The following is a 24,663-nucleotide window of genomic DNA, read 5'->3' as shown; positions in this document are numbered from 1 at the left end:
AGGCATGTCTGAGCCCACGCTGTCCGATCCGGCCATCCGCGACTTCCTCACCAGCGGCACGAAGACCGGGCACCTCGGATACACCGCCGCCGACGGTCGACCGCTCGTCGTCCCGGTGTGGTTCGTCCTCGACGGCGACCGGATCGCGTTCAACACCGGGGCCACGACTGCCAAAGGCCGTGCGCTGTTGCGTGATCCACGTGTCGTGATGGCGGTCGACCTGCCCGCACCGCCGTTCGGTTTCGTGCAGGTGCAAGGCATCGCGCGGGTCACCGACGACCTCGACGAGGTGCGTCGCATCGCGACGATGTGCGGGGCGCGCTACATGGGTGCCGAGCGGGCCGAAGAGTTCGGAGCCCGAAACGGGGTCCCCGGCGAGCTGGGGATCTGGATCGAGCCGAGCAAGGTCATCGCGAGCCTTGATGTCACCGCATGACCGCACACATGCATTCCTGACGCCGACGCTGCCCAAGCAGTGCTGGGGGTTCATGATCGGGTCGGCGCTGTTCGCGCTGGGGTCGGCCCCCGGGCTGGCCCACTTGATGGGCGCCGGGTTCGCCAACAGCTGCTACTTTGTCGGCGCCTGGTTCTTCACCGCAGCCGGATTCATCCAGCTGATCCGCAGCGGTACCGTGGCCGAACTGCGGTCGTCGGCGCCCGGTTCGGTCATCCGTGCCGAATGGCTCACAGCAGCCACGCAATCGGTGGGTACGATCCTGTTCAACGTGTCGACCACGGGAGCTCTGGTCGCGCATACGATCTGGGGCGACCGGCACCTGGTCTGGACCCCGGACGCGGGCGGGTCCATCGCCTTCCTCATCAGTGGCGCGGTCGCCTTCGCCGGCTACACCCGCGCCACCGGACGCCGGTGGGATCTCCGCGATCGGGACTGGTGGTCGGTGCTGATCAACTGGATCGGGTGTGTCGCATTCGGGGTGTCGGCCGTCGGAGCATTCGTGACCAGGGGTGGCGTCACCGCCGACGCGGTGGCCGCGACGGTCGGTACGTTCGTGGGAGCGATCTGCTTCTTCCTCGCCTCATTGGTCGTTCTGCCGAAGCGGCACAACGGGTCCGGCTGAGGGCTCGACGGATTCCCGGCCGGGCTGCGGCGCGTCGGCGTCCGCGCGCTCGTCGACGGCGCTCTGGTGGGCCGAGAGTTCCCGGTCCAGCGCCGTGTCGAGGGCGCGGTCGAGTGCGGCGTGGGCGTTCTCGGTTCCGACGCGGCGCATCATCCCCAGGAGGTTCACCGCCCAGGCGACGTCGTCGTCGTTCTCCGGCAGCCAGCCCGGGCCCTTGCGTCGGTCCACCTCGTCATGCGCGGCAGCGAGCAGGATCTCGGCGGCCTCGTTGATCTTTGCGGTGAACCGTTCGTGGACATCTGCCAGCGCGGTGATCTGCACGCCCCGTCGCACGAGTTTCGCCAGGTTTCCGATGATGCGCGGGTCGATGGCCTCGTACACCCCATCGCGCGGGGTCTCCGAGATCACACCGGCTCGCACGAGAGCCGCGACCTGGGCATCGTCCAGCGGACCGAATCGCTCGTCGAGCTCGTCGCGGGTGATCTCCGGGCGTGACGTGCTCGACCAATGCTCGTCGAGGATCTCGTTGAGCTCCAACGCATCCCCGATGCGAGCGCCGGGATTCGTCATGAAGGTGGCGATGTGCTTGAGGGTGAACCCGCTCCCGAGCAGTTTGTTGATGGCCCGGAGGTTACGCAGGTGCTTCTCGGTGTAGATCGCGACGCGTCCGCGCCGCAGCGGCTGGGGGAGCAGCCCGCGTTCCTGATAGCCGCGGATGTTCCGGGTCGTGGTTCCGGACACGCGCGCCAGGTCGTCGATCCGGTACTCGGTCATCCCCTCACTGTAACGCTGCGGTGGCCGGAGTCCGAGCGTCCCGGTGAACGAGGATCCGGTAGTCGCGCAGTTCGACGCGGCGCAGCTGATTGACGTACTGGGTCGCGAAGCCGGGGTACATCGTCGCGTTGAACCCGTCGTCGGTCAGGTACCAGCTCTGGCATCCGGAGTTCCAGGTGGTCGAGGTCAGTCGACACTGGATGTCCTGGTTGTATCGCTCCTGCGCCTCGGCGCGCACGTCGAGAGCCTTCCAGTCGTTCTCGAGCAGCTGGGTGACCGCTTCGGTGATGTAGTCGATCTGGGCCTCCATGTAGACCAGCGCGGAGCTGTGGCCCGGGCCGGAGTTGGGTCCGAACGTGAAGAACAGATTGGGATAGCCGGACACGGCGACGCTGCGGTACGCGAACGCGCCCCGGCCCCACTCGGACGCGAGGTCGCGGCCGTCGAGGCCGGTGATCGGGATCGGCGTCCCGGTCTTGGACACGTCGAACCCGGTCGCGAACACGATGCAATCGAACTGGTGCTCAACACCTTCGACGGTGCGGATGCCGCGTTCGGCGATGCGGGCGATCGGCCAGGTCACCAGTGTGCAGTTCGGTCGCTGGAGCGCGGGGTAGTAGTCACTGGTCATGAGCAGTCGTTTGCATCCCGCGGCGAAGTCGGGGGTGAGCTGCCGGCGCAGCCACGGGTCGTCGACCTGTGACCGCAGGTGCATTTTGCTGACCGCCTCGACGACGCGGGTCAGGGGAGTGTTCCAGACGACGCCCAGCGCCACCGTCTCGTGACCCCAGAACCAGAGTGAACGCGCCAGTCGCTGGGTGCCGGGCACCGCCCGATAGAGCCGCTTGGTCGTCGCACGGGTCCGCACGTTCGCGCGGGGCAGGACCCAGCCGGGCGTGCGCTGGAAGACCTTCACCGACGCGGCGGTCTCGACCAGCTCCGGCACGATCTGGACCGCGCTCGCCCCGGTGCCCACGACAGCGACCTTCTTGCCGGTGAAGTCGTAGTCGTGATCCCAACGTGCGCTGTGGATCTTGTGCCCCTCGTAGTCCTCGATGCCGGGGATGTCGGGGAAGGAGGCGTTCGCGAGCGGACCCGAGGCCAGGACGACGGCGCGCGCCCGTACCGGTTCGTGCCCTTCGTCGAAGGTGATGGTCCACAGACCGTCGTCGGCGTTGTACTCCATCCCGGTCACCGTGTGGCCGAACCGGATGTGCGGTCCGATCCCGGAGTCGTCGACCATCGACCGGATGTAGTCGAGGATCTCGGCACTGCGCGAGTAGGTGTGCGACCAGTCCGGGTTGGGCGCGAAGCTGTAGGAGTACAGGCGCGACGGGATGTCGCACGCGGCACCCGGATAGGTGTTGTCGCGCCACGTGCCGCCGACCCGGTCGTCGCGTTCGAAGATCGCGAGGTCGTCGATTCCGTGCTCCCGGAGACGGATCGCCGCGCCGATACCGGCGAATCCGGCTCCGATGATGGCCACCGAGGTGTGCATCACCGCCGCCTCAGGCCGTCGGCTCGTAGGTGAGTTCCTGCGACCACGTGGGTGTTCGGTGGACCAGCCCGAACGGGATGCGATCGGTGAGCTTCACCATCGAGTCGGCGAACAGGTGGTAGGGCACGTTGCCTCGATTGATCACCGCCGCACCGTGGTACGCGACCACCTGGAACATGGGCAGGCGCCGCACGTACTCACTTCGATCTCCCACCGCCCGGTAGCGCTTCATCGCGCTGTACAGCCGTTCCTCGTCGACCCCCATCGCGACGATGTTGTCGCGCATCTTGTTCAGGAGCGGTACATAACTGAGAGCTCCGATCAGGAAGGTCGGCTTGACCCACCCGCCGACGAAATCGATCGTCCGTTTGCGCAACCCCGCGTGTCCGAGGATCTCCATCACCTCGAAGTCGACTGCGAGGTGCCGCGATTCATCGGAGTTGATCCGTCTGAACACCTCCTGGGCCACCGGGTCCTTGACCTCGTCGGTGATGAACTTGATCAGCGCGCCGTCGAGCGCGACCTCGAGCATCGGGATCACGGTTCCCAGAAAGGACAGGGACATGTCGTCGGAGTGTCGGTCGAGCCAGTTGATCACCAGCTGCACGTTGACATTCGGTGACGGGATCTCGTCGCCGTCGAGCATGCCCCACCTGCGCATCAGTGCCAGTTCGGCATTGGCATGCTTCTGTTCCTCGGCGTGGAAGTGTTCGTAGATGCTCTTCAGCGTCGGGGTCGGCGCCTTCTTGGCCATGGCCGCGAAGCCCCGTGCGCCGACGTTCTCGATCCACATCAGGTCACTCATGAAGGGTTTGAGCTTGGCGTGGAGGTCGGGGTCGATGAGCTCGGCGCCCGGTGCGTCCCAATCGATGTCGATCAGGGCCCATTGACGGTCCTTGATCTTCTGCAGCATGTTGTCGAGGTCGATGGCCATGAGAGTGGTCCTTTCGTGTGGTCGGTGCGCTGAGGTCGCCGGGTCAGGACGACGGCAGGAGGCGGTTGAGGAGTCCGAGTCCGCGGACGTAGGACGCCGGGAAGTGTCGTTTGAGATGCCAGATCACGCGGGCGTCCAGTTGCGGCAGGACGTAGAGACGTCCCAGATCGTGGGCGTCGAGTGTCGATGCGGCCACGCCGGCCGGGGACACCCCGGTCCAGCGCATCAGCGTCCCGGCGAGATCCTGTGCGTCCGAGGTGATCCGACCGTCGCGGGCCACGTTGGTCTTGACGAACGTGGGGCACAGAACCGTGACACCGACGCCGGCGGAGGCCAGCTCGGCGGCGAGTGTCTCGCTCAGCGAGACCACGCCGGCCTTCGACACGTTGTAGGGCGCCATCACCGGCGCCGCGGCGAAACCTGCGGCCGACGCGACGTTGATGATCCCCCCGCGGCCCGCTTCGCGCAGCATCGGCGCGAAGAGTTCGCACCCGTGCACCACACCCCAGAGGTTGATCCCGAGCGTCCAGTCCCAGTCGTCGAACCCGATGTCGCCGACCGGGCGGCCCCCGATGCCGACCCCGGCGTTGTTGACGACGAGAGTCGGTGGACCGTCGAAGGTGTCGCGGGTGAACGCCGCGAGCGAGGTCATCGCGGCACGGTCGGCGACATCGCAGGTGAACGCATGGGCCACCCGCCCGGTCCGGGAGGTGACCAGCGACGCGGTCTCGTCGGCGCGTGTCTCGTCGATGTCCGCGCAGATCACCTCGCCGCCGCGTCGGCCGAGTTCGAGCGCGAATGCGCGACCGATCCCGCTGCCGGCACCGGTGACGAGGGCGCGGGCATTCTGCGACAACGGATTCCGGAGGAACCGGCGCCGGATTCCGTCGACCGCGGTGATCATGACGCGTCCGCCTCGGTGGGCGAAGCCGGGGCCGTCGCCGGAGACGGCCGGTTCGCCGCCTGGTCGCCCAGGAACTGCGCCACCCGCCGCAGTGCGGCGTCGGCCTCGGGGCCGAGTCGAGGGAGGGCCTGGAAGACGTGCATCAGGCCCGGCCAGATCTCCAGCCGGCTGTCACCGCCGTGCGCGCGGAGTTGCTCGTGCAGGTGGCGGGCGTCGGCGCTGAGCATCTCGGCGCCGCCCGCCTGGATGAGGAACGGTGGAAGGTGCCGTGCCGCAGCGAAATCAAACGCGACTCGCGGGTCGTCGGCGGCAACGTCGCGGGTGTAGAGCGCCACCAGGCGGGCGGCCGCCGCAGCCGTGATCGCCGGGTCGCGCCGGATGCGTTCCTGGGTGCGCGCCAGCTCGAAGGTGAGGTCGATGAGCGGGGAGAACAGGACGACCGCGGCGGGTTGGGCGGCGCCGCCGTCCGCGCGCCGGAGGGTCAGATCGCAGGCCAGATGACCGCCGGCGGAGTCGCCGGCGACCACGATGTCGGAAGGGAGGAAGCCCTGGCGGAGCAGCCAGTCGAAGCCGTCGGCGACGTCCTCGGCGGCGGTGGGGAATCGGTGCTCGGGCGCCAGACGGTAGTCGACGACGAACACCGGTATCCCGGTCGCGAAAGAGAGCCGCGCGGCCAGCGACCGATGTGTGCGAGCCGAGCAGATGCTGTACGCGCTGCCGTGGACGTAGTAGATCGCGCGGCGCCCCCGTCGGACATCCGGTCCGAGAACCCACTCGCCGCGAATGCCGTTCTCGCGGACCGGATACACGGTTGTTCCGGATGGCGTACGTCCGAGCGTGCGCATGATCGCGGCGATGAGACCGCGCGAGAGTCGGATGCCCAGCGGATTCAGTGGAATCGCGCCGGTGAACGTGCCGAGCCCCCACCTCGTCGCATGGGCGGTCACGGTGGCCCGTGCCGACGCGCGGGTCGGCAGCGGGGTCGGAGTCGTGCTGGTGTGCATCAACTCACACCATCAGCAACCGTACCATTTGTCAATGGCACAATGGATGCGTCAGGGGTGGGCGGTGGGTTCGGGAGCCGCACACACAGCAGACCGGGCCGCGCGAGATGCTCGCGCGGCCCGGTGGTTCACCGCCCGTCAGTTCCGGGTGCTGCCCCCGGGCACGGTGGACGCGGCTTCTGTGGTCGGCGTTCCCGCGGTCTCGGGCTCCGCCGACATCACTTCGATGTCAGCGGTCATGCGAGCGAGCGCCGCGGGTCCGTAGATCAGGCGGGTCGGCACGAACTTCATCCCGAGCCAGTAGAGGAGCATGCCCATGCCCGCGCCGATGAACCATGTGAAGCTGGCCTGATACACGGTGCCGAAGATGACGACACCGATCGGGAGGATCGACGCGATGGCGGTGGCGCCGACGGCAACCGGGTTCCAGCCGTTGCGGTACCAGTAGGCGCCCTCGGGCCTCATGGTGAAGAGCTCGTCCACCTCGATCTTCTGCTTCTTGACGAGGTAGAAATCGGCGATGAGGATGCCGAACAGCGGACCGATGACCGCGCCGAGGGTGTCCATCGTGTAGTGGATCGCGGTCGGATTGTTGAAGAGGTTCCACGGCGTGATGAGCACCGAGCCGACCGCCGCGATCATGCCGCCGGTTCGCCAGCTGATCTTGGTGGGCGCGACATTCGAGAAGTCGAACGCCGGCGAGACGAAGTTCGCGACGATGTTGATCCCGATCGTGGCGATGGCGAAGGTGAGCACGCCCAGCACCGCGGCGGTCGTGTTGTCGATGCGATCGACGATGTGCACCGGATCGGTGATGATGTTGCCGTCCTCGTCGGTGCCGATGACCGTGACCGCCGCGGAGACCGTGCACACCACGAGGAGTGAGAAGAAGAGGAAGTTGACCGGCAGGCCCCAGAAGTTGCCCTTCTTGACCTCGCCGAAAGTGCGCCCGTAACGCGAGAAGTCACCGAAGTTGAGCATCGGACCGGAGAAATAGGAGATCACGAGTGCGATCGCGCTGATCATCATCGTGAACGACGACCATCCCGAGAGTCCGTCGCCGACCGACAGGTCGAGACTGACGTTGTCCCAACCGGCCTCGACGACCAGGTAGGCCGCCAGCGCGATCATGACGACATACACTGCGGGACCGCAGAAGTCGATGAACTTCCGGATGGTCTCCATCCCGTTCCAGAACACGAACGCCTGCAGGATCCACATCAGGATGAAACCCGCCCAGCCGAGCGCGGACAATCCGAGGAAACCATGCTGTTCGACCTCGCCCCAGGGCTCGAGTCCGGGCCAGAACTTCAGCGCCAGGAGGCCGAAAGCGACTGAGGCGAGGTAGGTCTGGATGCCGTACCAGACGACCGCGATCACGCCGCGGATGATGGCCGGGATGTTGGCGCCCTTGACGCCGAAGGAGACCCGGGTCGTCACCGGGTAGGGAACGCCCGCCATCTGGGAGGGCTTCGCGACCAGGTTGCACAGGATGTTGACGGCCACGATGCCCACCACGAGCGCCACCAGCACCTGCCAGGCCGCGATGCCCAGCGCGAAGAGGCTGCCCGCGAACACGTATCCGCCGACGCTGTGCACGTCGGACATCCAGAAGGCGAAGATGTTGTACCACGTCCACTTCTGTTCCTTCAGTGGCGCGAGATCGGTGTTGGTGAGCCGATCGTCGTAGGTGGACTTGATGACGCTCTCACCGGCGGCGCCGGTGTGAGACGTGGCCGCGGGTACCTGCGGTCCGGGCGTCCCGGAGGGTGGTGTGGACATTGGCGTTCTCCTGGTCCTGGTCAGCGGCCGGGGTCGGAAGTCGTACGGGGCGCACGCTGATGGGAGAAATGTAAGAACGGATTGTTACCCCGCGATGAACGGGCAGATATATTTCGCGGGGCTCAGTCGTGGCGGACGTCGAGGAGTGCGGCGGTCTCGATGACGGCGCTCTCGAGGCGCTGGTGGTGACGGTGTGCGACGTCGAGGACCGATGCGGTGTCTCGGTCGCCGAAGGCCGCGAGCAGGTCGGCGTGGTCGGTGTTGAGTGCCTGCTGGGTCTCGGCGGTCACCGATCTCATCACCTGGAACGGTTCGGTGAGATTCCAGGTCGCCTCGAACATGTTGAGCAGCCGCGGCATCGCGCACGGCTCGGTGAGAGCGCGATGGAACTCGCGGGAGATGTCGTGAAAAGCCTTGCCGTCGTTGTACTTCACCGCCGCGAGCAGCTCGATGTGGTGTGCGCGTGCGGTCTCCAGGGAGGACTCGTCGATCAGGCCGACCGACCGGGCGAGTGCTGCCTGTTCGAGAGTGCCTCGGACGAAGTAGATCTCGCGTAGCTCCTCGGTGGACAGCTGACTCACCCGGTACCCCGCTCCGGGGCGGTGCACCACCAGGCCTTCGCCGACCAGTGTCTTCAGGGCTTCGCGGACCGGGATCGGACTCACGTCGAAGGCGTCGGCGATCTCGCCCGGCGGGAGTTGGGTCCCCGGGGGCGCGCCACCGGACAGGATCAGTCGACGTAGTTCCTCGAGCACATTCGCACGTGTGTTGGGCGAACGCGTCTCGGCGAGCTGGGCGAGCAGGCGGTCGGTCATCCGCCGGTTCATCGAGATGACCGATTCCGGGACGGGTGACGCGCGATCCAGTCGGCGACCGCCTCGGTGAGCCGATGTTGATTGTGCCGCTTGACGATCTCGTGACCCTCGTCGTCGAACATCAGCATCTCGGCCACGGCGCCGCGTGCCTGGAGTTCGGCGACGATCTGTTGCGACTCGCTCACCGGCACGTTGGTGTCGTGCGCTCCGTGGACGACGAGCAGCGGCGCGCGCACCGCGTCGATCCGGTGGATCGGCGACAGGTCGGCGAGGAGTTCACGGTCGAACTCCGGATGTCCGTACTTGGTGTAGGCCGCCACCGCGATCCACGGTTCGGTGTTGCGGAAGAACGACTCCAGGTCGCTCATGCCGCAGATGGCGATCCCGGCGGCGAACAGGTCGGGATGGAAGGTCAGGCATGCCAGGGTCAGATAACCGCCGTACGAACGGCCGGAGCAGTAGACCGCGTCGGGGTCGGCGATGCCCTGTCGACACAGGAACTCGGCACAGTCCGCGGCGTCGTCGATCCCGGCATACCGTCCGTATCGGTCGTCGGCGTGCGAGAACAACCGGCCGTATCCCGACGACCCGCGGACGTTCGCGGCGAAGACCGTGATCCCGGCGTCGACGAGGGGGCCGAACAGGAACTGGTAGTCCGGGCGCGACTGTCCCTCCGGTCCGCCGTGGAAGTAGAGCAGCGTGGGGCCGGGCACGGCCGTGCCCGCGGCCCGCTTGGCGCGGAACAGGAAGCCGGACAACGGCATACCGTCGCGCGCCGAGAACTCCAACAGTTCGGGCCGGAGCAGACACGAGGGACCCTCGCCGGCGACGACGTCGTCGCGGACCGGGAACACCTGCCGGTTGGCGACATCCACGAGATGGACGAGGGGGGAGTGCTGCGGGCTCGACACCGTCACCGTCACGACCGACCCCGCGGCACTGATGGACAGGTCGGAGGCCACCTCGCCGGGCAGGTCGATGGGCGGGTGCAGGGTCTGATCGGGCAGGGTCAGGATCTGCAACTCGCTGCAGCCCCGCACATTCCACAGCAGGGCGACGGTCGACTGGTCGTGGCTGACCGCGAACTCGTCGAGCCCGATGTCGACGCGCTGGGCCATCACCCGGAAGCGCACGCCGAACTTGCTGACCTCGACTCCCAGAAGCCGAGGGAACTTGGCGTCGAAATCGCTGCGCACCAGCGCCTGGACACTGTCGAGGTCGCGGGCCGGTTCGTTCGGGGCGGGGACGAACACCAGGGATGAGTGATCGAAACCCTGGTCGAGGAGATAACCCTGATCGGTGATCGCGCCCGGATCCTGCGGCAGCAGCGGGGTCATCGTGATCTCGTCGTCACCCGATTCGGGATGGCGGCGCAGCAGCAACATGTCGTGATACCCGCGCGGGCCCACCCGGACGAGGGTGGCACCCTTCCACGAGTCGATCAGCACGCTGCCGACGCGCTGATCGAGGGTGAGTGTCGTCCCGGTCCCCGGATGCACGCGGAGCGCGTGGGAGGTGCCGTCCTGATCGATGGCGGTGATCAGGACCCAGTCGGTGTCCCAGCCGACCAGGCCCACCGTGCCGAACGATCGCCCGTCGGGGCGCGTCGCGGCGATGCGATGGGCGGTGTCGTCGTCGGGATCGGTGGTGACGACCCACACCTGGTGGTGCTCACCGCCGCTCGGCGCGATCTCCACTGCGAGCCAGCGACCGTCCGTGGAGTGCACCACCTTTCGGACCGGACCGGTGGATCGGAGCTGCACCCAGCGCAACTCGCCGACGCCGTCCCGCGAGAGCGATCGCTGCGCGGCCCGCGGATAACCGGTGCCCTCGTCGACGATGTAGGCGAAGGCACTCCCGTCGGGGGAGAGCGAGGCGCCGTAGGTCTTCCAGCCGCGGTCGTCGAAGCGCAGAGCGGTCACCGTCGGGCGTTCGCTTCCATCGTCTGCAACCACATCTCCAGCAGGGCGACCTGCCACAGCTCGTTGCCGTCGAGTCTCGTGCGGATTCCGTTGGGGTCGGCGAACAGTCGGTCGAGGGCCGCGGGACGGTACAGGCCGCGATCGCGGGCCGCCTTCGACCGCAGGGTGTCCGACACGAGATCGAGGACACCGCCGGTCAGATGGCGGATACCCGGCACCGGGAAGTACCCCTTCGTGCGATCGATGACCGCCGACGGCAGCAGCGCCCGGCTCGCCTCCTTGAGGACGCCCTTGCCGCCATGCGCGAGTTTGAGATCGGGGGGACACGTGGCGGCCAGTTCGACGAACTCGTGGTCGAGGAACGGGACGCGGGCCTCCAGGCCCCAGGCCATCGTCATGGTGTCGACGCGTTTGACCGGGTCGTCGACGAGCATGACGGTCGTGTCCAGGCGGAGGGCGGCGTCGACGGCGGTGGCCGCGCCCGGTGCGGACTGGTGGGCCCAGGCGAATTCGAAGCTGGGGTCGTAACCGGCCTCGGTGAGGTAGTCGTCGGCGAGGATGCCGCGGATGTCGACATCGTCGCGGTCGAAGAACACGTCGGCGTACGCGCGCGTCGTCTTCTCCCTCGTCACGTCCAGCAGCGGGGGATACCAGCTGTACCCGCCGAGGATCTCGTCGGCGCCCTGACCGGACTGGACCACCTTGATGGACTTGCTGACCTCCTGCGACAGGAGATAGAACGCGACGCAGTCGTGGCTGACCATCGGTTCGCCCATCGCCGCGACCGTATCCGGGATCGCGGGCAGCAACCGGTCGGTCCCGATGTGGATCTTGTGATGGTCGGTACCGAAGGTGTCGGCGATGAGGTCGGAGTAGGCGTACTCGTCCCCCGATTCCCCGGCCGCGGAATCGAATCCGATGCTGAAGGTCGCGAGGTCGGTCTGACCCTGCTCGGCGAGCAGCGCGACCACCAGCGAGGAGTCGACGCCCCCGGACAGCAGCACGCCGACCGGGACGTCGGCGACCATCCGCCTGCGCACGGACGTCCGCAGCGAGTCGAGCAGCTCGTGCTGCCATCGCTTCTCGTCCCAGTCCCGGCGGTCGGGATGCGGTTCGAAAGCCGGTTCCCAGTAACGGCGTTCGGTGCGGCGTCCGTCGGGCTGGATGGTCATGACGGTGGCCGGCGGCAGCTTCCGGATGCCGTTGTAGATGGTGTGGGGTGCCGGGACGACGGCATGGAAGCTGAAGTAGTGGTGCAACGCCACCCGGTCGATCGAGGTGTCGACGTCGCCGGCGCGCAGGAGTGCCTGCACCGACGAGGCGAACCGGAGTCGACCGGGGGTGTCGGCGAGGTAGAGCGGTTTGATGCCGAGCCGGTCCCGTCCGAGGGTGACCACGCCGGTGTCGGTGTCGACGACGGCGAACGCGAACATGCCCATGAAATGGTCGACGCAGTCGGGGCCCCAGGCATGGAACGCCTTGAGGATGACCTCGCTGTCGGCGTGGGAGAAGAACGTGTAGCCCTTGCCCTCGAGTTCGGCGCGCAGTTCGTGGTGGTTGTAGATGCAGCCGTTGAAGACCAACGCCAGGCCGAGTGCCGGGTCGATCATCGGCTGACTGCCCTTTTCGGTCAGGTCGATGATCTTCAGGCGCCGATGACCGAGCGCCACACCGCCTTTCGAGAAGACGCCCGAGCCGTCAGGGCCGCGACGCGTCATCTCGCAGGTCATGGCGTCGACCGCCGAGACATCCGGAGCGGTCCCGTCGAACCGGATCTCGCCGCAGATTCCGCACATGGGTCGGTGGTCCTCCTCGTTAGCTGTCGTACTCCGGTGCCGCTGGTGCCCTGGTGCCCCGGGCGGAGGCATCCTCCCACCCTAGGAGCAGCCGGTCGGGACGGCACCCCGGGCGGGGCGACTACTTCGGCGTCACCCAGGTGGTGATGTCGCAGTGCACGACCTCGACGCCCTCGGTGTCGACGATGCTCACCGACACGGTGACGTCGGTGCCGGTGGTGATCGCGTCGAAGTCGACGGGGTCGGCCAGTCGCGCCTCGGCGGTCAGGCGCGTTGTGGCCTTCGTCAGATAGCTGGTCTGCATCGCCTTGGGAATCCAACGGTGGGTGGTGGGCGTGGTGGCCTCCATCAGCATCCCTATCGCGGCCTCGGCGAGGTTGCACGCCGCGATCGCGTGGAAGGTGCCGATGTGGTTGTGGACGCCGAACCAGTTGGGTGCAGTGACCTTGCAGTAGCCGGGCTCCATCTCCTGCACGAGAGGCAGGACGGTGCCGAAGTACGGGACCTTCGCGACCATGCCGAGGGAGAAGAGGACGTTGCCCAGCGGATTGGCGGGCAGCTTCTTGCGCAGGGCGAAGGTGGGGTTCGTGGAACTCATGGCGGTATCTTACTCATCGGTCAGGTAAGGTTCGGCCGACGGTCGCCGGCGCTGATTTGATCGTGCTCCCGACCTGATGCATACTGTTCGGGTTGCCTTGACCGGCGGACGCAGGTTGTGCCATGTGCCAGACCCGCGGTCGCGATCAGGTGAATGACTCCCAGGCCCGGTCTACGGGGACTGGGCGTGTAACGCGTGCCCCGACATCGGTTCACGGTCCCGACACGCCCGACCGCGGGTGCCGGAGCAAACCGGCTCGTACCAGGTGCGAGCCAACGTACAACGACAGATGAACAGCGTCGATTGCCGTATCTCACACGGTGGTCATGTGCTCAGCCGGCGAGAGGTCGGTCCAGATCACGCGGTGTTTGTCTGTCGAGAACAACTGACGGAAGAGGACACAGCGTGGCGGGACAAAAGATCCGCATCAGGCTCAAGGCCTACGACCACGAGGCGATCGACGCTTCGGCGCGCAAGATCGTGGAGACCGTGACCCGTACCGGGGCACGCGTCGTCGGCCCGGTGCCATTGCCCACCGAGAAGAACGTGTACTGCGTCATCCGTTCGCCGCACAAGTACAAGGACAGCCGCGAACACTTCGAGATGCGTACCCACAAGCGACTCATCGACATCCTCGACCCGACACCGAAGACGGTCGACGCGCTCATGCGCATCGACCTGCCGGCCAGCGTCGACGTCAACATCCAGTAGGACGGGGGCGAGATAACACATGAGCAATCAGAGTTCGACCAAGGGCATCCTGGGCACCAAGCTCGGCATGACCCAGGTCTTCGACGAGAACAACCGCGTCGTCCCGGTGACTGTCATCCAGGCCGGCCCGAACGTGATCACCCAGCTCCGCACCGCGGACCGTGACGGCTACACCGCCGTCCAGCTCGCCTACGGCGCCGTCGATCCCCGCAAGGTGACCAAGCCGGTCGCCGGTCAGTTCGGCAAGGCCGGGGTCACCCCGCGCCGCCACCTGGCCGAGATCCGCGTCAACGACGTCGCCGAGTTCGAGGTCGGTCAGGAACTGACCGCCGAGATCTTCGCCGACGGCGCGCTGGTCGACGTCACCGGCACCTCCAAGGGCAAAGGCTTCGCCGGCGTCATGAAGCGCCACGGCTTCGCCGGTCTGGGCGCCAGCCACGGTGCCCACCGCGTGCACCGCGCTCCGGGCTCGATCGGTGGCTGCGCCACCCCGGGTCGCGTGTTCAAGGGCATGCGCATGGCAGGCCGCATGGGTAACGACAAGGTGACCACGCAGAACCTCACCGTCCACAAGGTGGACGCCGAGGCCGGTCTCCTGCTGATCAAGGGAGCGATCCCGGGTCGCAAGGGCGGCATCGTGATGGTTCGCGACGCAGTGAAGGGTGGTGCCAAATGAGCACCGAGACGGCTACCAAGCTGACGCTGGACGTCAAGACCGCCGACGGCAAGACCAACGGAACCGTTGACCTGCCCGCCGCGCTCTTCGACGCCCCGGCCAACATCGCGCTGATGCATCAGGTCGTCGTGGCCCAGCAGGCCGCGGCACGCCAGGGCACGCACTCCACCAAGACCCGCGGCGAGGTCCGCGGCGGTGGCGCCAAGCCGTACCGCCAGAAGGGCACCGGCCGTGCGCGTCAGGGTTCGACCCGCGCCCCGCAGTTCGCCGGCGGTGGCACCGTCCACGGCCCGCAGCCGCGCGACTACAGCCAGCGCACCCCCAAGAAGATGAAGGCGGCCGCACTGCGCGGTGCGCTGAGCGACCGCGCTCGTAACGAGCGCATCCACGTGATCACCGAACTGGTCTCCGGGCAGAAGCCCTCGACCAAGTCGGCGCGTCAGTTCCTGGAGAGCCTCTCCGATCGCCGCAAGTTCCTGGTCGTGCTCGGCCGCGAGGACCTGACGGCGTGGCTGAGTGTCGCGAACCTGCAGAACGTGCTGCCGATCGCGCCGGATCAGCTCAACACCTACGACGTCCTGGATTCGGACGAGGTGGTGTTCAGCGTCGAGACGCTCAATGCCTTCATCGAGCAGAACACGGCGGATGCCAAGGCTGCCGTCGAGAAGACAGCAGAGGAGGCCTGACATGGCGACCGTTGCCGACCCGCGCGACATCATCCTGGCGCCCGTGATCTCGGAGAAGTCCTACGGGCTCATGGAGGACAACGTGTACACCTTCCTGGTGCACCCGGAGTCCAACAAGACCGAGATCAAGATCGCGATCGAGAAGATCTTCGGTGTCAGCGTTGCCAGCGTCAACACCGCGAACCGACAGGGCAAGCGCAAGCGGACCCGCACCGGCTACGGCCAGCGCAAGTCCACCAAGCGCGCCATCGTGTCGCTGACCGCAGACAGCAAGCCCATCGAGATCTTCGGGGGCTCGGTCAGCTGACCGGGGCGCCCAGAGAAGGACTAGAGACTCATGGCTATTCGTAAGTACAAGCCGACGACCCCGGGTCGTCGTGGGGCCAGCGGCTCCGACTTCGCCGAGGTCACCCGTGACCACCCGGAGAAGTCGCTGGTGCGTCCGCTGCACGGGCGTGGTGGCCGAAACGCTCACGGCCGCATCACCACTCGTCACAAGGGTGGCGGCCACAAGCGCGCCTACCGTCTGATCGACTTCCGTCGCAACGACAAGGACGGCATCAACGCCAAGGTCGCTCACATCGAGTACGACCCGAACCGCACCGCGCGGATCGCGTTGCTGCACTACGTCGACGGCGAGAAGCGCTACATCATCGCGCCCAAGGGCCTGAAGCAGGGTGACGTCGTCGAGAGCGGCTCGACCGCCGACATCAAGCCCGGCAACAACCTGCCGCTGCGCAACATCCCGACCGGTACCCAGGTCCACGCCGTGGAGCTGCGTCCGGGTGGCGGCGCGAAGATGGCCCGCAGCGCGGGATCGTCGATCCAGCTGCTGGGCAAGGAAGGCACCTACGCCACCCTGCGTATGCCCTCCGGCGAGATCCGTCGCGTCGACGTGCGCTGCCGCGCCACCGTCGGCGAGGTGGGCAACGCCGAGCAGAGCAACATCAACTGGGGCAAGGCCGGCCGTATGCGCTGGAAGGGCAAGCGCCCGACCGTCCGTGGTGTCGTCATGAACCCGGTCGACCACCCGCACGGTGGTGGTGAGGGCAAGACCTCCGGTGGTCGCCACCCGGTCAGCCCGTGGGGCAAGCCCGAGGGCCGTACCCGCAAGAACAAAGCCAGCGACAAGCTGATCGTCCGCCGCCGTCGTACCGGCAAGAACAAGCGATAACAGGAGGAGGTAAGAGAATGCCACGCAGCCTCAAGAAGGGCCCGTTCGTCGACGACCACCTCCTGAAGAAGGTGGATGTCCAGAACGAGAAGGGCACCAAGCAGGTCATCAAGACCTGGTCCCGTCGTTCGACCATCATTCCCGACTTCATCGGTCACACCTTTGCCGTCCACGACGGCCGCAAGCACGTGCCGGTGTTCATCTCGGATTCGATGGTCGGGCACAAGCTGGGCGAGTTCGCCCCCACCCGTACCTTCAAGGGTCACATCAAGGATGACCGGAAAGCGAAGCGCCGGTAATGACTACGCAGACCGATAATCCGACAGCAAAGGCGACCGCCAAGTTCGTGCGCGTCACGCCGATGAAGGCGCGTCGTGTCCTGGACCTGGTCCGCGGCAAGAACGTGGACGAGGCCCTCGACATCCTGCGGTTCGCACCGCAGTCGGCGTCCGAGCCCGTGTACAAGGTCCTGGCGAGTGCCGTGGCCAACGCGGAGAACAACCTGGATCTGGATCGCCGGACCCTGGTCGTCGCCACCGCGTTCGCCGACGAGGGCCCGACCCTCAAGCGCTTCCAGCCGCGCGCGCAGGGTCGTGCGTTCCGTATCCGCAAGCGCACCAGCCACATCACCGTGGTCGTGGAGAGCCTGCCGGAGAAGGCAGCCAGCGGCCGTGGCCGTTCGCGTCAGCCGAAGAAGAAGGGAGCCTAGTAGTGGGCCAGAAAATCAACCCGCACGGCTTCCGTCTGGGCATCACCACCGACTGGAAGTCGCGGTGGTACGCCGACAAGCAGTACGCGGACTACGTCAAAGAGGATGTCGCCATCCGCAAGCTCCTCTCCACGGGGCTCGAGCGGGCCGGCATCGCCAAGGTGGAGATCGAGCGCACCCGTGACCGGGTTCGCGTCGACATCCACACCGCGCGTCCGGGCATCGTCATCGGTCGCCGCGGCGCCGAGGCCGATCGCATCCGCGGCGACCTGGAGAAGCTGACCGGTAAGCAGGTCCAGCTGAACATCCTCGAGGTCAAGAACGCCGAGTCCGAGGCCCAGCTGGTGGCCCAGGGCGTCGCCGAGCAGCTGAGCAACCGTGTGGCGTTCCGCCGCGCGATGCGCAAGGCGATCCAGTCGGCGATGCGTCAGCCGAACGTGAAGGGCATCCGGGTCCAGTGCTCGGGTCGTCTGGGCGGCGCTGAGATGAGCCGCAGTGAGTTCTACCGCGAGGGTCGCGTGCCGCTGCACACGCTGCGCGCCGACATCGACTACGGACTCTACGAAGCCAAGACCACCTTCGGCCGGATCGGCGTGAAGGTGTGGATCTACAAGGGCGACATCGTCGGTGGACGTCGTGAGCTGGCCGCGGCCGCTCCGGCAGCCGAGGATCGCCGTCCGCGCCGGCCCAGCCGGCCCCGGCGTAGCGGTGCCTCGGGCACCACTGCGACGAGCACCGACGCCGCTCGCGCGGCCGAGGCCGCTCCCGCCGAGGCCACCGCTGGTGCGGCTGAGAAGCAGGAGGGCTAGGCCATGTTGATCCCACGTCGGGTCAAGCACCGCAAGCAGCACCACCCCAGCCTCAAGGGGCAGGCCAAGGGCGGCACCAAGGTGACGTTCGGCGATTACGGCATCCAGGCTCTGGAAGGCGCGTACATCACCAACCGTCAGATCGAGTCCGCTCGTATCGCGATCAACCGGCACATCAAGCGTGGCGGCAAGGTCTGGATCAACATCTTCCCGGACCGCCCGCTGACCAAGAAGCCGGCCGAGACCCGCATGGGTTCGGGTAAGGGTTCGCCCGAGTGGTGGGTCGCCCCGGTCAAGCCGGGTCGCGTGCTGTTCGAGATGACCTACCCGAATGAGGAGATCGCTCGCGAGGCCCTGCGTCGCGCGCAGCACAAGCTCCCCATCAAGACCAGGATCGTGACCAGAGAGGAGCAGTTCTGATGGCACTCGGAGTTGCTGCGAACGAGCTTCGTGAGCTCAACGACGCTGATCTGGTCGATCGCCTGAAAGAGTCGAAGGAAGAACTGTTCAACCTTCGGTTCCAGATGGCCACCGGCCAGCTCGACAACAACCGTCGCCTGCGGACCGTGCGTCGCGAGATCGCGCGTATCTACACCGTGATGCGCGAACGGGAGCTGGGCCTGGCGTCCGGACCGGATGGTGATGACGCATGAGTGAGGACCAGAAGGTGACCGAAACCCAGACCGAGGTGCGCGCACGCCGCAAGGAGCGCATCGGCTACGTGGTCAGCGACAAGATGCAGAAGACCATCGTGGTCGAGCTGGAAGATCGTAAGAGCCACCCGCTCTACGGCAAGATCATCCGGACCACGAGCAAGGTCAAGGCCCACGACGAGAACGGCGATGCCGGCGTCGGTGACCGCGTGCGGATCATGGAGACCCGCCCGCTGTCGGCGACCAAGCACTGGCGTCTCGTCGAGGTGCTGGAGAAGGCCAAGTAGGCCCTCTCCCAACGAGTTCTACCGTCACCGGCCCGTTCCCCACAGGGAGCGGGCCGGTTTGGTGTATCCGATCCCTGCGGAGCTCCGGAGCTTGCGGAGGAGCGTGTTGCTTCCGATCCCTGAGGAGCTCCGGAGCTTGCGGAGGAGCGTCACGAAGGGTTGGTCTCAACAGGGGATTGACCGGTCGAGCCGGACAGTGTGAGGCTGAGACGCGATGCCCACCACCGATCTCGCGAGCGGCGACACCCCCGCACGACCCGCGTGGGTGCGGCGCGCATTCGAATCGGATTCGGCGGAGCCGGATCTGGACCGCGTCCGCCGGGTGGGCGCCCGCTTCCTGGGCCTGGGTTTCATCGGTTACCCCGTGGTCTCCGCGGCGTCGATCCTCGCCTCGGCGCCGCTGACCGACGCCTGGTGGCCACCGCTGAGCATCCTGCTGTCGGTCGGACCGGGAATCCTGGTGATCGCGGCGACCTTTCGACCGGGCACGGCGTGGCTCACCCCGCTCGCCCTGACGACCTGGGCCGGGTACATCCTCGGCCTGGGTCTGTGGTTCGTGGCCTGGAACGGGACGACCCTGACGAATCCCGACGACTCGGCGCAGTGGATGGTCGCCTTCTGCGGTATGCCGAGCATGGTGCTGATGCTCGTGCGGCCGCGTCTCGCGGTGGCGGGTCTGCTCGTGTCGTCGACCCTCGCGCACATCTCCCAGCAGCTCGGCCGATTCGGTGAGGTGACTTCCGATGCGCCCGTGGAGATCCTGTGGTCGCTGGTGTTCACCGGTGTCTTCCTCGCGGTCGTGCTGGTCGCGACCCGCACCGGCCGTGAGCTCGACGAGACGCGTGAGGAGACCTACCGCACCGCGGCCAACGTGGCCGCGGCGTCGGCCCGCGAGGTGGAGAAAGAGCGGTTCGACGCCATCGTGCACGACCGGGTCATCGCCTCACTCCTGGCCGTCCGGCCGGGGCGTCCCGACGAGCGGCTCGCCGCCCAGGCCGCGTCGGCCCTCGACGAACTCGCCCGGGTGCCGGGACCCGGGGATGCGGACACCGTTCCGGATGTCGAGGTGGTCCGTCGCATCAGGTCGGCCGCCGCCGACATCTCCGAACGATTCGACGTGGAGGTCGTGGGTGGCCAGAACGCCGATGACCAGGACCCCGGTGACCAGGACCCCGGTGACCAGGACGGCGTGGAGGTTCGGCGTGCCGAGCCCGCCTCGTATCCCGTCGAGGTCCTCGATGCGGTGGTCGAGGCGATGTCGGAGTCGTTGCGGAACGTGCTGCGCCACGCCGGGGACGATGCCGAATGCGCTGTCATCGTGCAGTTGGCATCCGACGCCCTGAGCATGGCGGTCGTCGACGACGGCGTCGGGTTCGATCCGGAGTCGGTGGCGGTCGGCCGGCTGGGAATCGCGGTGAGCATCCGCGGTCGTCTCGCGAGGCTGCCCGGTGGCCACGCGCGGGTGCACAGTCGCGCCGGGCGGGGGACCACGGTTCAGGTCCGATGGGAGCGGCCGTGAGACGAGAGTGTTCTCGCGGCGTCGACGACGCCGAACGCGGCGAGGTCGTCAATGCGTTCGGCATCGGGTCGCGGCCCCTGTGGCTGATGATGGGCGCGTTCGCATGCGGCTACTTCGCCGTGACGCTCTATGCCGACTCGTCCATCACCGGGTGGTGGCAGTGGACCGGGGTGTTCGCCGGTTTCGTGTTGTTCGTCGTGGCCGGGATGACGATCCTCGATTCGCCCGGTGATCCGCTGCCCGGGTCGACGACCTCCGTCATCGCCGCGATGACCGTCTCGGCCGTGGCCGTGACGCTGTTCTCGTTGCCGTCGCCGCCGTCGCACGTGATGCAGACCGGGCCGCCGATGGGGGCATCGGTGATCATCCTGGCCTTCGTCGCGGTGCGCGGTCGTCCCCTGGCGGCGTGGCTCGCGAGCGGTTGCATCAGCGTCATCGCGGGCGTGTGGGGCGCCGTCTCGACCGCGGGAGCGGTCTGGGGACTGTCGATCACCCTGCCGGGATACGCGATCATGATCATGGGGTCGCTGTTCTCCGTCATGCTGCGCCCGATGGCCCGCAACATCTACGAACTACGCGAGGCCAACGAACGTCAGGCGGCGCTCGACGCCGCCGCCGCTGCGGCCACCGAGGTGCGGGACCGACGTCTCGCCGCCCTCGACGAACGCGCACGCCCCGTCCTCACACGCATGGCGCGCCGCGAGACCTTCACCGCCGACGAGGTGGTCGCGGCCCGACTGCTCGAGGCGCAGTTACGCGACGGCATCCGTGCCTCCGGGCTCGACCTTCCGACGGTCCGGGACGCGGCGTGGCGGGCGCGTCAGCGGGGTGTGCGCGTCGTTCTGCTCGACGACGGCGGGCTGGCCGCGCTCGACGACGCGCACGCGGCCGTGGCGCGCGAACGGCTGGCGAACGCGGTCGCCGAGCTGCTGGACGAGGTCGAGGACGGCCGCGTGACGGTACGCATCCAACCACCGGGTCGCGACGCGCTCGCGTCGGTCGGAGTGGACGCGAGCCACGTCTCTCACCGGGTCGAGTTCCACCCCCGTGTGCTGGTCCGCACCGAAATCGGGCGCGAGGCACGTGCTGAGAACGCCTAGCGCACGGAGGGTCGACGACGGCGCCGCCACCGACGCGGAACCCATCGAGACCAACGCCGATCTGGTACGCGCACAACACTATGCGGCTCGCTTCGTCGGAGCGGGCGTGATCGCCTACTCCGCGGCGATGCTGCCGGTTCTGATCGGTTCGGCCTCGCTGACGGCTTCGTGGTGGCCGCCGCTCAGTGCAGCACTCATCGTCGGACCCGCGATCGCACTGCTCGTCGGTAGTTTCCGTCCGACGACGGGATGGATACTGCCGGCGGGCATCTGCAGCGCCGCCGGTTACCTCCTGGCGACGGCATTGTGGTTCGTCGCATGGAACCCCGACACCGCGGGCGGGTACGGACGGTGGCCGGTGTGGCTGGTGCAGTTTCCCGGCGTCCCCGGGCTCGCGTTGGTGATCGCGCTCCGGTTCGGCTCGGCGATCGGCTATCTCGTGGTGGCGACGGCGATGGTGCACACCGCCAATCAGCTGGCCGTGTTCGGTGGTGTCCGGGCGACGATGTACACGAGTACCGCCCTGACCATCGGGCTGACGGGGGTGTTCATGGCGGTGGGGATTGTGACGATGCGAACCGCTCAGAAGCTGGGGGAGACGCGCTCCACCGCGGTGCGGGCGGCGGAGGTGACCGCGTCGGCGGTCGCACGGGAAGCCGAACGCTCCCGCTATGACGCGTTGATACACGATCATGTGATCGCCTGCCTCCTCGCGCTGCGGCCGTCGACCCGGGACCAGCGGGTGGCCGAGCAGGCCCGACAGGCTCTCGGCGAGATCGACGCCTGGCGTCGCGGCGACCGCGATGTGGGCGGTGACGTCGTCCCGACAGAGTTGCTCCGGAAAGTCCGGCTGACGACCGCACAGATCGACGACGACGTGGAATTCACCGTCCACGTCGTCGACAACGGCCAGACCTATCCAGCGGAGGTCGTCGAGGCCGTGCTCGCCGCTCTGTCGGAGGCGATGCGCAACAGCGTGCGCCATGCCGGGGACCACGCGGAGCGGGTCGTCGGTGGTGAACTCGCGGCCGACGCGCTCTGGGTGGGCGTCGCCGACGACGGAGTGGGGTTCGACCCCGGACATCTCGACTCGTCGCGCTTCGGCATCGACGCCGGACTCATCGGTCGAATGCGCGCGATCGGCGGCGACGCGGAGGTGCGCAGCGCTCCCGGCCGCGGGACGGTGGTGAGGCTCTCATGGTCGCCGAGATGAGCGGCGCAGGCATCCAGGCGTCCGCCGCAACTGCTTGCGCGGCCGCCGGGACCGGCGGTCAGGACGACGACTTCTTCGGGTTTCGATCCCGCGCAGTGCTTGTCGCGCTCGTCGGATTCGCGGTCGCGTACGTGACAGTGACCGTCGGAACCGGCCTGCACATCACCTCACCCCGTCGATGGGCAGGCTTGATCGTGGCATTCGGGCTGCTGGTGGTCACGGCACGACGGGTGGTGCGACTCCCGGACGGCCGATGTGATCGACGGTCGGCCGTTGCGGCCGCCGTCGCGGTGCTCGCCGCGACCGGGATTTCGTGGTGGTCGCTGCCCGCCGAGCAGTACATGACGCTGCAGAACGGCCCGGCGACCGCAGGAGGAATCGTGGTGCTGACGCTCGTCGCGGTGCGTGGGCAGCCGGGAATCGCGTGGGCCGGCGCAGTGGCGATGAGCGTGCTGTGCGGGCTGTGGGGTCTCGACCGGGGCATCGGCTTCGTTCCCGGCGTGACGATCACCGTGTGGGCATACCCGGTTCTCGTCCTGTCGGCGCTGTTCCTGCTCATCCTCCGGCCGATGGCCGATCAGAATGCCGAACTGCGGGCCCGGTCCCTCCGGGAGGCGTTCGACGCAGCATCGACGGAGGCGGCCGCCGACGAGCGCCGGCGCAATTTCGAGGACTTCGAGCAGCGTGCGCGCCCGGTCCTGGAGCGCATCGCCGCAAACGACGAGTTCTCGTCGTCGGAGATCGCCGAGGTGCATCTGCTCGAGGCCCAGCTCCGCGACGGCATCCGGGCACCCGACTGGGACACGCCCGCGATCCGGGATGCGGTGTGGGCGGCGCGAGCCCGCGGGGCGGTGGTGATCCTGCTCGACGACGGGGCGCTGCAATCGCTCGATGAAGAAGACCGCGCTTCGTCACGCGATCGGATGGCGCGCCTGTTGCTCGATGAGTTGGCTGCCGACAACGAGCGGGTGACAGCCCGGATCATGCCGCCGGGCCGACCGGTGGCGGCGTCCGTGGTCGTCTCGTCGCGAGACTGCACGCGTCGGATCGAGATGACCGCAGAGGGCGAGGTGGTGCGGAGCGTCTCGGGCACGTGAGGACGAGATTCGGATCAGTCCGGATCAGGAGCGCAACCACTCGAGGACGGCCGGCGTCACCGGAGCGGTCGCGTCGGCGTATTCCGGGTGTTTCTTCAGGAACGCGGCCACCAGCGGGCACACGCCGACAATCGTGAGGTTGCGTGCGCGGGCGTCGTCGAGGGCTTCGCGCACCAGGATCGTCGCGAGACCGCGGCCGCCGAATGCCGGGTCGACCTCGGTGTGGAAGAACACCCGCTCGGTCGCCGGAGCGTCGTCGGTCCCGGAGACTCGGTCGCGGTACTCGGCGAAGCCGGCCAGTGCGACACCACCGGGCGCGTCGACGTGGATGTCGTAGCGGTGTTCGGCGGGGTTGTCGCGCACCGTGGTCTCGGCGCCGGTCTTGTCCGCGGTCATTACTGCACCGCCGCGATCGGGCCGTGCACGGACCAGGGGAAGTCGATCCACTTGTCGGTGGTCCGCCAGCTGTAGTCGGGGATCGTGATGGTGTGCGGCTTCTTGTAGAGCACGGCGTTGCGGACCTCGGCGACCCGGCCCTGCTCCTGGCAGAAATCGTTGACCAGTTTGAGGGTCTTGCCGGTGTCGGCCACGTCGTCGACGACGAGCACCCGCTGGTCGGTCAGACCGCTCGACTCCAGCAGCGAGGGCAGCATCACCGGTTCGGACAATGTCTCGCCGACGCCGGTGTAGAACTCGACGTTCAACGAGATCATCAGCTTGCAGTCCAGGGCGTAGGCGAGCGCGCCGGCCGGGATCAGGCCGCCGCGGGCGATGCCGAGGATGATGTCCGGGACGAACGCGTCGGCGGCCACCTGTTCGGCGAGTTCACGGCAGGCTATGCCGTTGAGCTCCCAGGTGAGAACTTCGCGCTCGGGAGATGGAGTGGTCATGGGGACACTCTTCCAGAGCGCCCGCGGCGCCGG

At 67.5% G+C, this 24,663-nt stretch carries 29 protein-coding genes; 17 read left to right on the top strand and 12 right to left on the bottom strand.

What is annotated here, in order from left to right:
- Nucleotides 1–4 precede the first annotated feature (4 nt).
- A complete protein-coding gene (locus AS181_RS14915) occupies nt 5–436 on the top strand; it encodes a PPOX class F420-dependent oxidoreductase (protein WP_058252353.1) in 432 nt (143 codons plus the stop codon).
- Nucleotides 423–1,079 (top strand): hypothetical protein, encoded by a 657-nt coding sequence (locus AS181_RS14910; RefSeq protein ID WP_175404339.1) that lies wholly within the window; start codon nt 423–425, stop codon nt 1,077–1,079. Before AS181_RS14915 ends, AS181_RS14910 begins: the two co-directional genes overlap by 14 nt.
- On the opposite strand, the gene AS181_RS14905 is transcribed toward AS181_RS14910, so the two are convergent.
- The 10 genes from AS181_RS14905 to AS181_RS14860 all read right to left on the bottom strand — a co-directional run bounded on the left by AS181_RS14905 (nt 1,038) and on the right by AS181_RS14860 (nt 13,106).
- Entirely contained in the window at nt 1,038–1,853 is an 816-nt protein-coding gene (locus AS181_RS14905; protein ID WP_231742456.1) for a MerR family transcriptional regulator, read from the bottom strand. The two genes, AS181_RS14910 and AS181_RS14905, sit on opposite strands and share 42 nt — an antisense overlap.
- A gap of 4 nt (nt 1,854–1,857) precedes the next feature.
- On the bottom strand, nt 1,858–3,351 hold the full coding sequence (locus tag AS181_RS14900; protein ID WP_058252352.1) for a flavin-containing monooxygenase: 1,494 nt from the start codon (nt 3,349–3,351) through the stop codon (nt 1,858–1,860).
- 10 nt (nt 3,352–3,361) lie between these two features.
- Nucleotides 3,362–4,285 carry a hypothetical protein gene (locus tag AS181_RS14895; protein ID WP_058252351.1) on the bottom strand — a complete coding sequence of 308 codons (924 nt, stop codon included), beginning with the start codon at nt 4,283–4,285 and terminating at the stop codon, nt 3,362–3,364.
- 43 nt (nt 4,286–4,328) lie between these two features.
- Nucleotides 4,329–5,189, bottom strand: coding sequence for an SDR family NAD(P)-dependent oxidoreductase (locus AS181_RS14890; protein ID WP_058252350.1), 861 nt, complete (start codon nt 5,187–5,189; stop codon nt 4,329–4,331).
- The gene (locus AS181_RS14885) at nt 5,186–6,193 is read right to left on the bottom strand and encodes an alpha/beta hydrolase (RefSeq protein ID WP_058252349.1); all 1,008 of its coding nucleotides are present in this window, start codon (nt 6,191–6,193) and stop codon (nt 5,186–5,188) included. Before AS181_RS14885 ends, AS181_RS14890 begins: the two co-directional genes overlap by 4 nt.
- Before the next feature lie 138 nt (nt 6,194–6,331).
- Nucleotides 6,332–7,975: an NCS1 family nucleobase:cation symporter-1 gene (locus tag AS181_RS14880; RefSeq protein WP_058252348.1), complete on the bottom strand. Its 1,644-nt coding sequence runs from the start codon at nt 7,973–7,975 to the stop codon at nt 6,332–6,334.
- Between the two features lie 122 nt (nt 7,976–8,097).
- Nucleotides 8,098–8,790: a GntR family transcriptional regulator gene (locus AS181_RS14875; RefSeq protein ID WP_058252347.1), complete on the bottom strand. Its 693-nt coding sequence runs from the start codon at nt 8,788–8,790 to the stop codon at nt 8,098–8,100.
- A gap of 8 nt (nt 8,791–8,798) precedes the next feature.
- Nucleotides 8,799–10,712: an alpha/beta hydrolase family protein gene (locus AS181_RS14870; RefSeq protein ID WP_058252346.1), complete on the bottom strand. Its 1,914-nt coding sequence runs from the start codon at nt 10,710–10,712 to the stop codon at nt 8,799–8,801.
- Nucleotides 10,709–12,508 carry an N-acetylglutaminylglutamine amidotransferase gene (locus tag AS181_RS14865; RefSeq protein ID WP_058252345.1) on the bottom strand — a complete coding sequence of 600 codons (1,800 nt, stop codon included), beginning with the start codon at nt 12,506–12,508 and terminating at the stop codon, nt 10,709–10,711. Before AS181_RS14865 ends, AS181_RS14870 begins: the two co-directional genes overlap by 4 nt.
- Before the next feature lie 121 nt (nt 12,509–12,629).
- Nucleotides 12,630–13,106: a hotdog fold domain-containing protein gene (locus AS181_RS14860; RefSeq protein WP_058252344.1), complete on the bottom strand. Its 477-nt coding sequence runs from the start codon at nt 13,104–13,106 to the stop codon at nt 12,630–12,632.
- Between the two features lie 405 nt (nt 13,107–13,511).
- On the opposite strand from AS181_RS14860, the gene rpsJ reads away from it, so the two are divergent.
- From rpsJ to AS181_RS14785, 15 genes are all read left to right on the top strand, one after another.
- Nucleotides 13,512–13,817 carry a 30S ribosomal protein S10 gene (rpsJ, locus tag AS181_RS14855; protein ID WP_003938093.1) on the top strand — a complete coding sequence of 102 codons (306 nt, stop codon included), beginning with the start codon at nt 13,512–13,514 and terminating at the stop codon, nt 13,815–13,817.
- 19 nt (nt 13,818–13,836) lie between these two features.
- Nucleotides 13,837–14,493 (top strand): 50S ribosomal protein L3, encoded by a 657-nt coding sequence (gene rplC, locus AS181_RS14850; protein ID WP_058252343.1) that lies wholly within the window; start codon nt 13,837–13,839, stop codon nt 14,491–14,493.
- Nucleotides 14,490–15,179 carry a 50S ribosomal protein L4 gene (gene rplD, locus AS181_RS14845; RefSeq protein ID WP_058252342.1) on the top strand — a complete coding sequence of 230 codons (690 nt, stop codon included), beginning with the start codon at nt 14,490–14,492 and terminating at the stop codon, nt 15,177–15,179. The genes rplC and rplD overlap by 4 nt, the downstream gene beginning before the upstream one ends.
- Nucleotide 15,180: 1 nt before the next feature.
- On the top strand, nt 15,181–15,486 hold the full coding sequence (rplW, locus tag AS181_RS14840) for a 50S ribosomal protein L23 (protein ID WP_058252341.1): 306 nt from the start codon (nt 15,181–15,183) through the stop codon (nt 15,484–15,486).
- Between the two features lie 30 nt (nt 15,487–15,516).
- Nucleotides 15,517–16,353, top strand: a complete 837-nt coding sequence (gene rplB / locus AS181_RS14835; RefSeq protein WP_004020552.1) for a 50S ribosomal protein L2 — start codon at nt 15,517–15,519, stop codon at nt 16,351–16,353.
- Nucleotides 16,354–16,370: 17 nt separating this feature from the next.
- On the top strand, nt 16,371–16,652 hold the full coding sequence (gene rpsS, locus AS181_RS14830) for a 30S ribosomal protein S19 (protein WP_004020551.1): 282 nt from the start codon (nt 16,371–16,373) through the stop codon (nt 16,650–16,652).
- A complete protein-coding gene (rplV, locus tag AS181_RS14825; protein WP_058252340.1) occupies nt 16,652–17,062 on the top strand; it encodes a 50S ribosomal protein L22 in 411 nt (136 codons plus the stop codon). Before rpsS ends, rplV begins: the two co-directional genes overlap by 1 nt.
- A gap of 2 nt (nt 17,063–17,064) precedes the next feature.
- Nucleotides 17,065–17,871, top strand: a complete 807-nt coding sequence (gene rpsC, locus AS181_RS14820) for a 30S ribosomal protein S3 (RefSeq protein WP_004020549.1) — start codon at nt 17,065–17,067, stop codon at nt 17,869–17,871.
- 3 nt (nt 17,872–17,874) lie between these two features.
- Nucleotides 17,875–18,291, top strand: coding sequence for a 50S ribosomal protein L16 (gene rplP / locus AS181_RS14815; protein WP_004020548.1), 417 nt, complete (start codon nt 17,875–17,877; stop codon nt 18,289–18,291).
- Nucleotides 18,291–18,524, top strand: a complete 234-nt coding sequence (gene rpmC, locus AS181_RS14810; protein WP_004020547.1) for a 50S ribosomal protein L29 — start codon at nt 18,291–18,293, stop codon at nt 18,522–18,524. The genes rplP and rpmC overlap by 1 nt, the downstream gene beginning before the upstream one ends.
- A complete protein-coding gene (rpsQ, locus tag AS181_RS14805; protein ID WP_058252339.1) occupies nt 18,521–18,811 on the top strand; it encodes a 30S ribosomal protein S17 in 291 nt (96 codons plus the stop codon). Before rpmC ends, rpsQ begins: the two co-directional genes overlap by 4 nt.
- Before the next feature lie 214 nt (nt 18,812–19,025).
- On the top strand, nt 19,026–20,330 hold the full coding sequence (locus tag AS181_RS14800; protein ID WP_058252338.1) for a sensor histidine kinase: 1,305 nt from the start codon (nt 19,026–19,028) through the stop codon (nt 20,328–20,330).
- Complete coding sequence (locus AS181_RS14795; protein WP_231742454.1) at nt 20,327–21,430, top strand: hypothetical protein; 1,104 nt, start codon at nt 20,327–20,329, stop codon at nt 21,428–21,430. The genes AS181_RS14800 and AS181_RS14795 overlap by 4 nt, the downstream gene beginning before the upstream one ends.
- On the top strand, nt 21,414–22,643 hold the full coding sequence (locus tag AS181_RS14790) for a sensor histidine kinase (protein WP_058252336.1): 1,230 nt from the start codon (nt 21,414–21,416) through the stop codon (nt 22,641–22,643). The genes AS181_RS14795 and AS181_RS14790 overlap by 17 nt, the downstream gene beginning before the upstream one ends.
- Entirely contained in the window at nt 22,640–23,740 is a 1,101-nt protein-coding gene (locus AS181_RS14785; protein WP_139114213.1) for a hypothetical protein, read from the top strand. Before AS181_RS14790 ends, AS181_RS14785 begins: the two co-directional genes overlap by 4 nt.
- A gap of 24 nt (nt 23,741–23,764) precedes the next feature.
- On the opposite strand, the gene AS181_RS14780 is transcribed toward AS181_RS14785, so the two are convergent.
- A complete protein-coding gene (locus tag AS181_RS14780; RefSeq protein ID WP_058252335.1) occupies nt 23,765–24,136 on the bottom strand; it encodes a GNAT family N-acetyltransferase in 372 nt (123 codons plus the stop codon).
- Nucleotides 24,136–24,630, bottom strand: coding sequence for a phosphoribosyltransferase (locus AS181_RS14775; protein ID WP_058252334.1), 495 nt, complete (start codon nt 24,628–24,630; stop codon nt 24,136–24,138). Before AS181_RS14775 ends, AS181_RS14780 begins: the two co-directional genes overlap by 1 nt.
- Nucleotides 24,631–24,663 lie beyond the last annotated feature (33 nt).

The sequence above is a fragment of the Gordonia sp. SGD-V-85 genome, assembly GCF_001456905.1.
Classification (GTDB): domain Bacteria; phylum Actinomycetota; class Actinomycetes; order Mycobacteriales; family Mycobacteriaceae; genus Gordonia; species Gordonia hongkongensis.
This window is presented reverse-complemented; position numbering and strand designations above follow the sequence as displayed.

Bases quoted from the DNA above. Each gene is read 5' to 3' on its own strand.
- AS181_RS14915 (WP_058252353.1), top strand. From the start codon at position 5: ATGTCTGAGCCCACGCTGTCCGATCCGGCCATCCGCGACTTCCTCACC.
- AS181_RS14910 (WP_175404339.1), top strand. From the start codon at position 423: ATGTCACCGCATGACCGCACACATGCATTCCTGACGCCGACGCTGCCC.
- AS181_RS14905 (WP_231742456.1), bottom strand. From the start codon at position 1,853: ATGACCGAGTACCGGATCGACGACCTGGCGCGCGTGTCCGGAACCACG.
- AS181_RS14900 (WP_058252352.1), bottom strand. From the start codon at position 3,351: ATGCACACCTCGGTGGCCATCATCGGAGCCGGATTCGCCGGTATCGGC.
- AS181_RS14895 (WP_058252351.1), bottom strand. From the start codon at position 4,285: ATGGCCATCGACCTCGACAACATGCTGCAGAAGATCAAGGACCGTCAA.
- AS181_RS14890 (WP_058252350.1), bottom strand. From the start codon at position 5,189: ATGATCACCGCGGTCGACGGAATCCGGCGCCGGTTCCTCCGGAATCCG.
- AS181_RS14885 (WP_058252349.1), bottom strand. From the start codon at position 6,193: ATGCACACCAGCACGACTCCGACCCCGCTGCCGACCCGCGCGTCGGCA.
- AS181_RS14880 (WP_058252348.1), bottom strand. From the start codon at position 7,975: ATGTCCACACCACCCTCCGGGACGCCCGGACCGCAGGTACCCGCGGCC.
- AS181_RS14875 (WP_058252347.1), bottom strand. From the start codon at position 8,790: ATGACCGACCGCCTGCTCGCCCAGCTCGCCGAGACGCGTTCGCCCAAC.
- AS181_RS14865 (WP_058252345.1), bottom strand. From the start codon at position 12,508: ATGTGCGGAATCTGCGGCGAGATCCGGTTCGACGGGACCGCTCCGGAT.
- AS181_RS14860 (WP_058252344.1), bottom strand. From the start codon at position 13,106: ATGAGTTCCACGAACCCCACCTTCGCCCTGCGCAAGAAGCTGCCCGCC.
- rplC (WP_058252343.1), top strand. From the start codon at position 13,837: ATGAGCAATCAGAGTTCGACCAAGGGCATCCTGGGCACCAAGCTCGGC.
- rplD (WP_058252342.1), top strand. From the start codon at position 14,490: ATGAGCACCGAGACGGCTACCAAGCTGACGCTGGACGTCAAGACCGCC.
- rplW (WP_058252341.1), top strand. From the start codon at position 15,181: ATGGCGACCGTTGCCGACCCGCGCGACATCATCCTGGCGCCCGTGATC.
- rplB (WP_004020552.1), top strand. From the start codon at position 15,517: ATGGCTATTCGTAAGTACAAGCCGACGACCCCGGGTCGTCGTGGGGCC.
- rpsS (WP_004020551.1), top strand. From the start codon at position 16,371: ATGCCACGCAGCCTCAAGAAGGGCCCGTTCGTCGACGACCACCTCCTG.
- rplV (WP_058252340.1), top strand. From the start codon at position 16,652: ATGACTACGCAGACCGATAATCCGACAGCAAAGGCGACCGCCAAGTTC.
- rplP (WP_004020548.1), top strand. From the start codon at position 17,875: ATGTTGATCCCACGTCGGGTCAAGCACCGCAAGCAGCACCACCCCAGC.
- rpmC (WP_004020547.1), top strand. From the start codon at position 18,291: ATGGCACTCGGAGTTGCTGCGAACGAGCTTCGTGAGCTCAACGACGCT.
- rpsQ (WP_058252339.1), top strand. From the start codon at position 18,521: ATGAGTGAGGACCAGAAGGTGACCGAAACCCAGACCGAGGTGCGCGCA.
- AS181_RS14800 (WP_058252338.1), top strand. From the start codon at position 19,026: ATGCCCACCACCGATCTCGCGAGCGGCGACACCCCCGCACGACCCGCG.
- AS181_RS14785 (WP_139114213.1), top strand. From the start codon at position 22,640: ATGAGCGGCGCAGGCATCCAGGCGTCCGCCGCAACTGCTTGCGCGGCC.
- AS181_RS14780 (WP_058252335.1), bottom strand. From the start codon at position 24,136: ATGACCGCGGACAAGACCGGCGCCGAGACCACGGTGCGCGACAACCCC.
- AS181_RS14775 (WP_058252334.1), bottom strand. From the start codon at position 24,630: ATGACCACTCCATCTCCCGAGCGCGAAGTTCTCACCTGGGAGCTCAAC.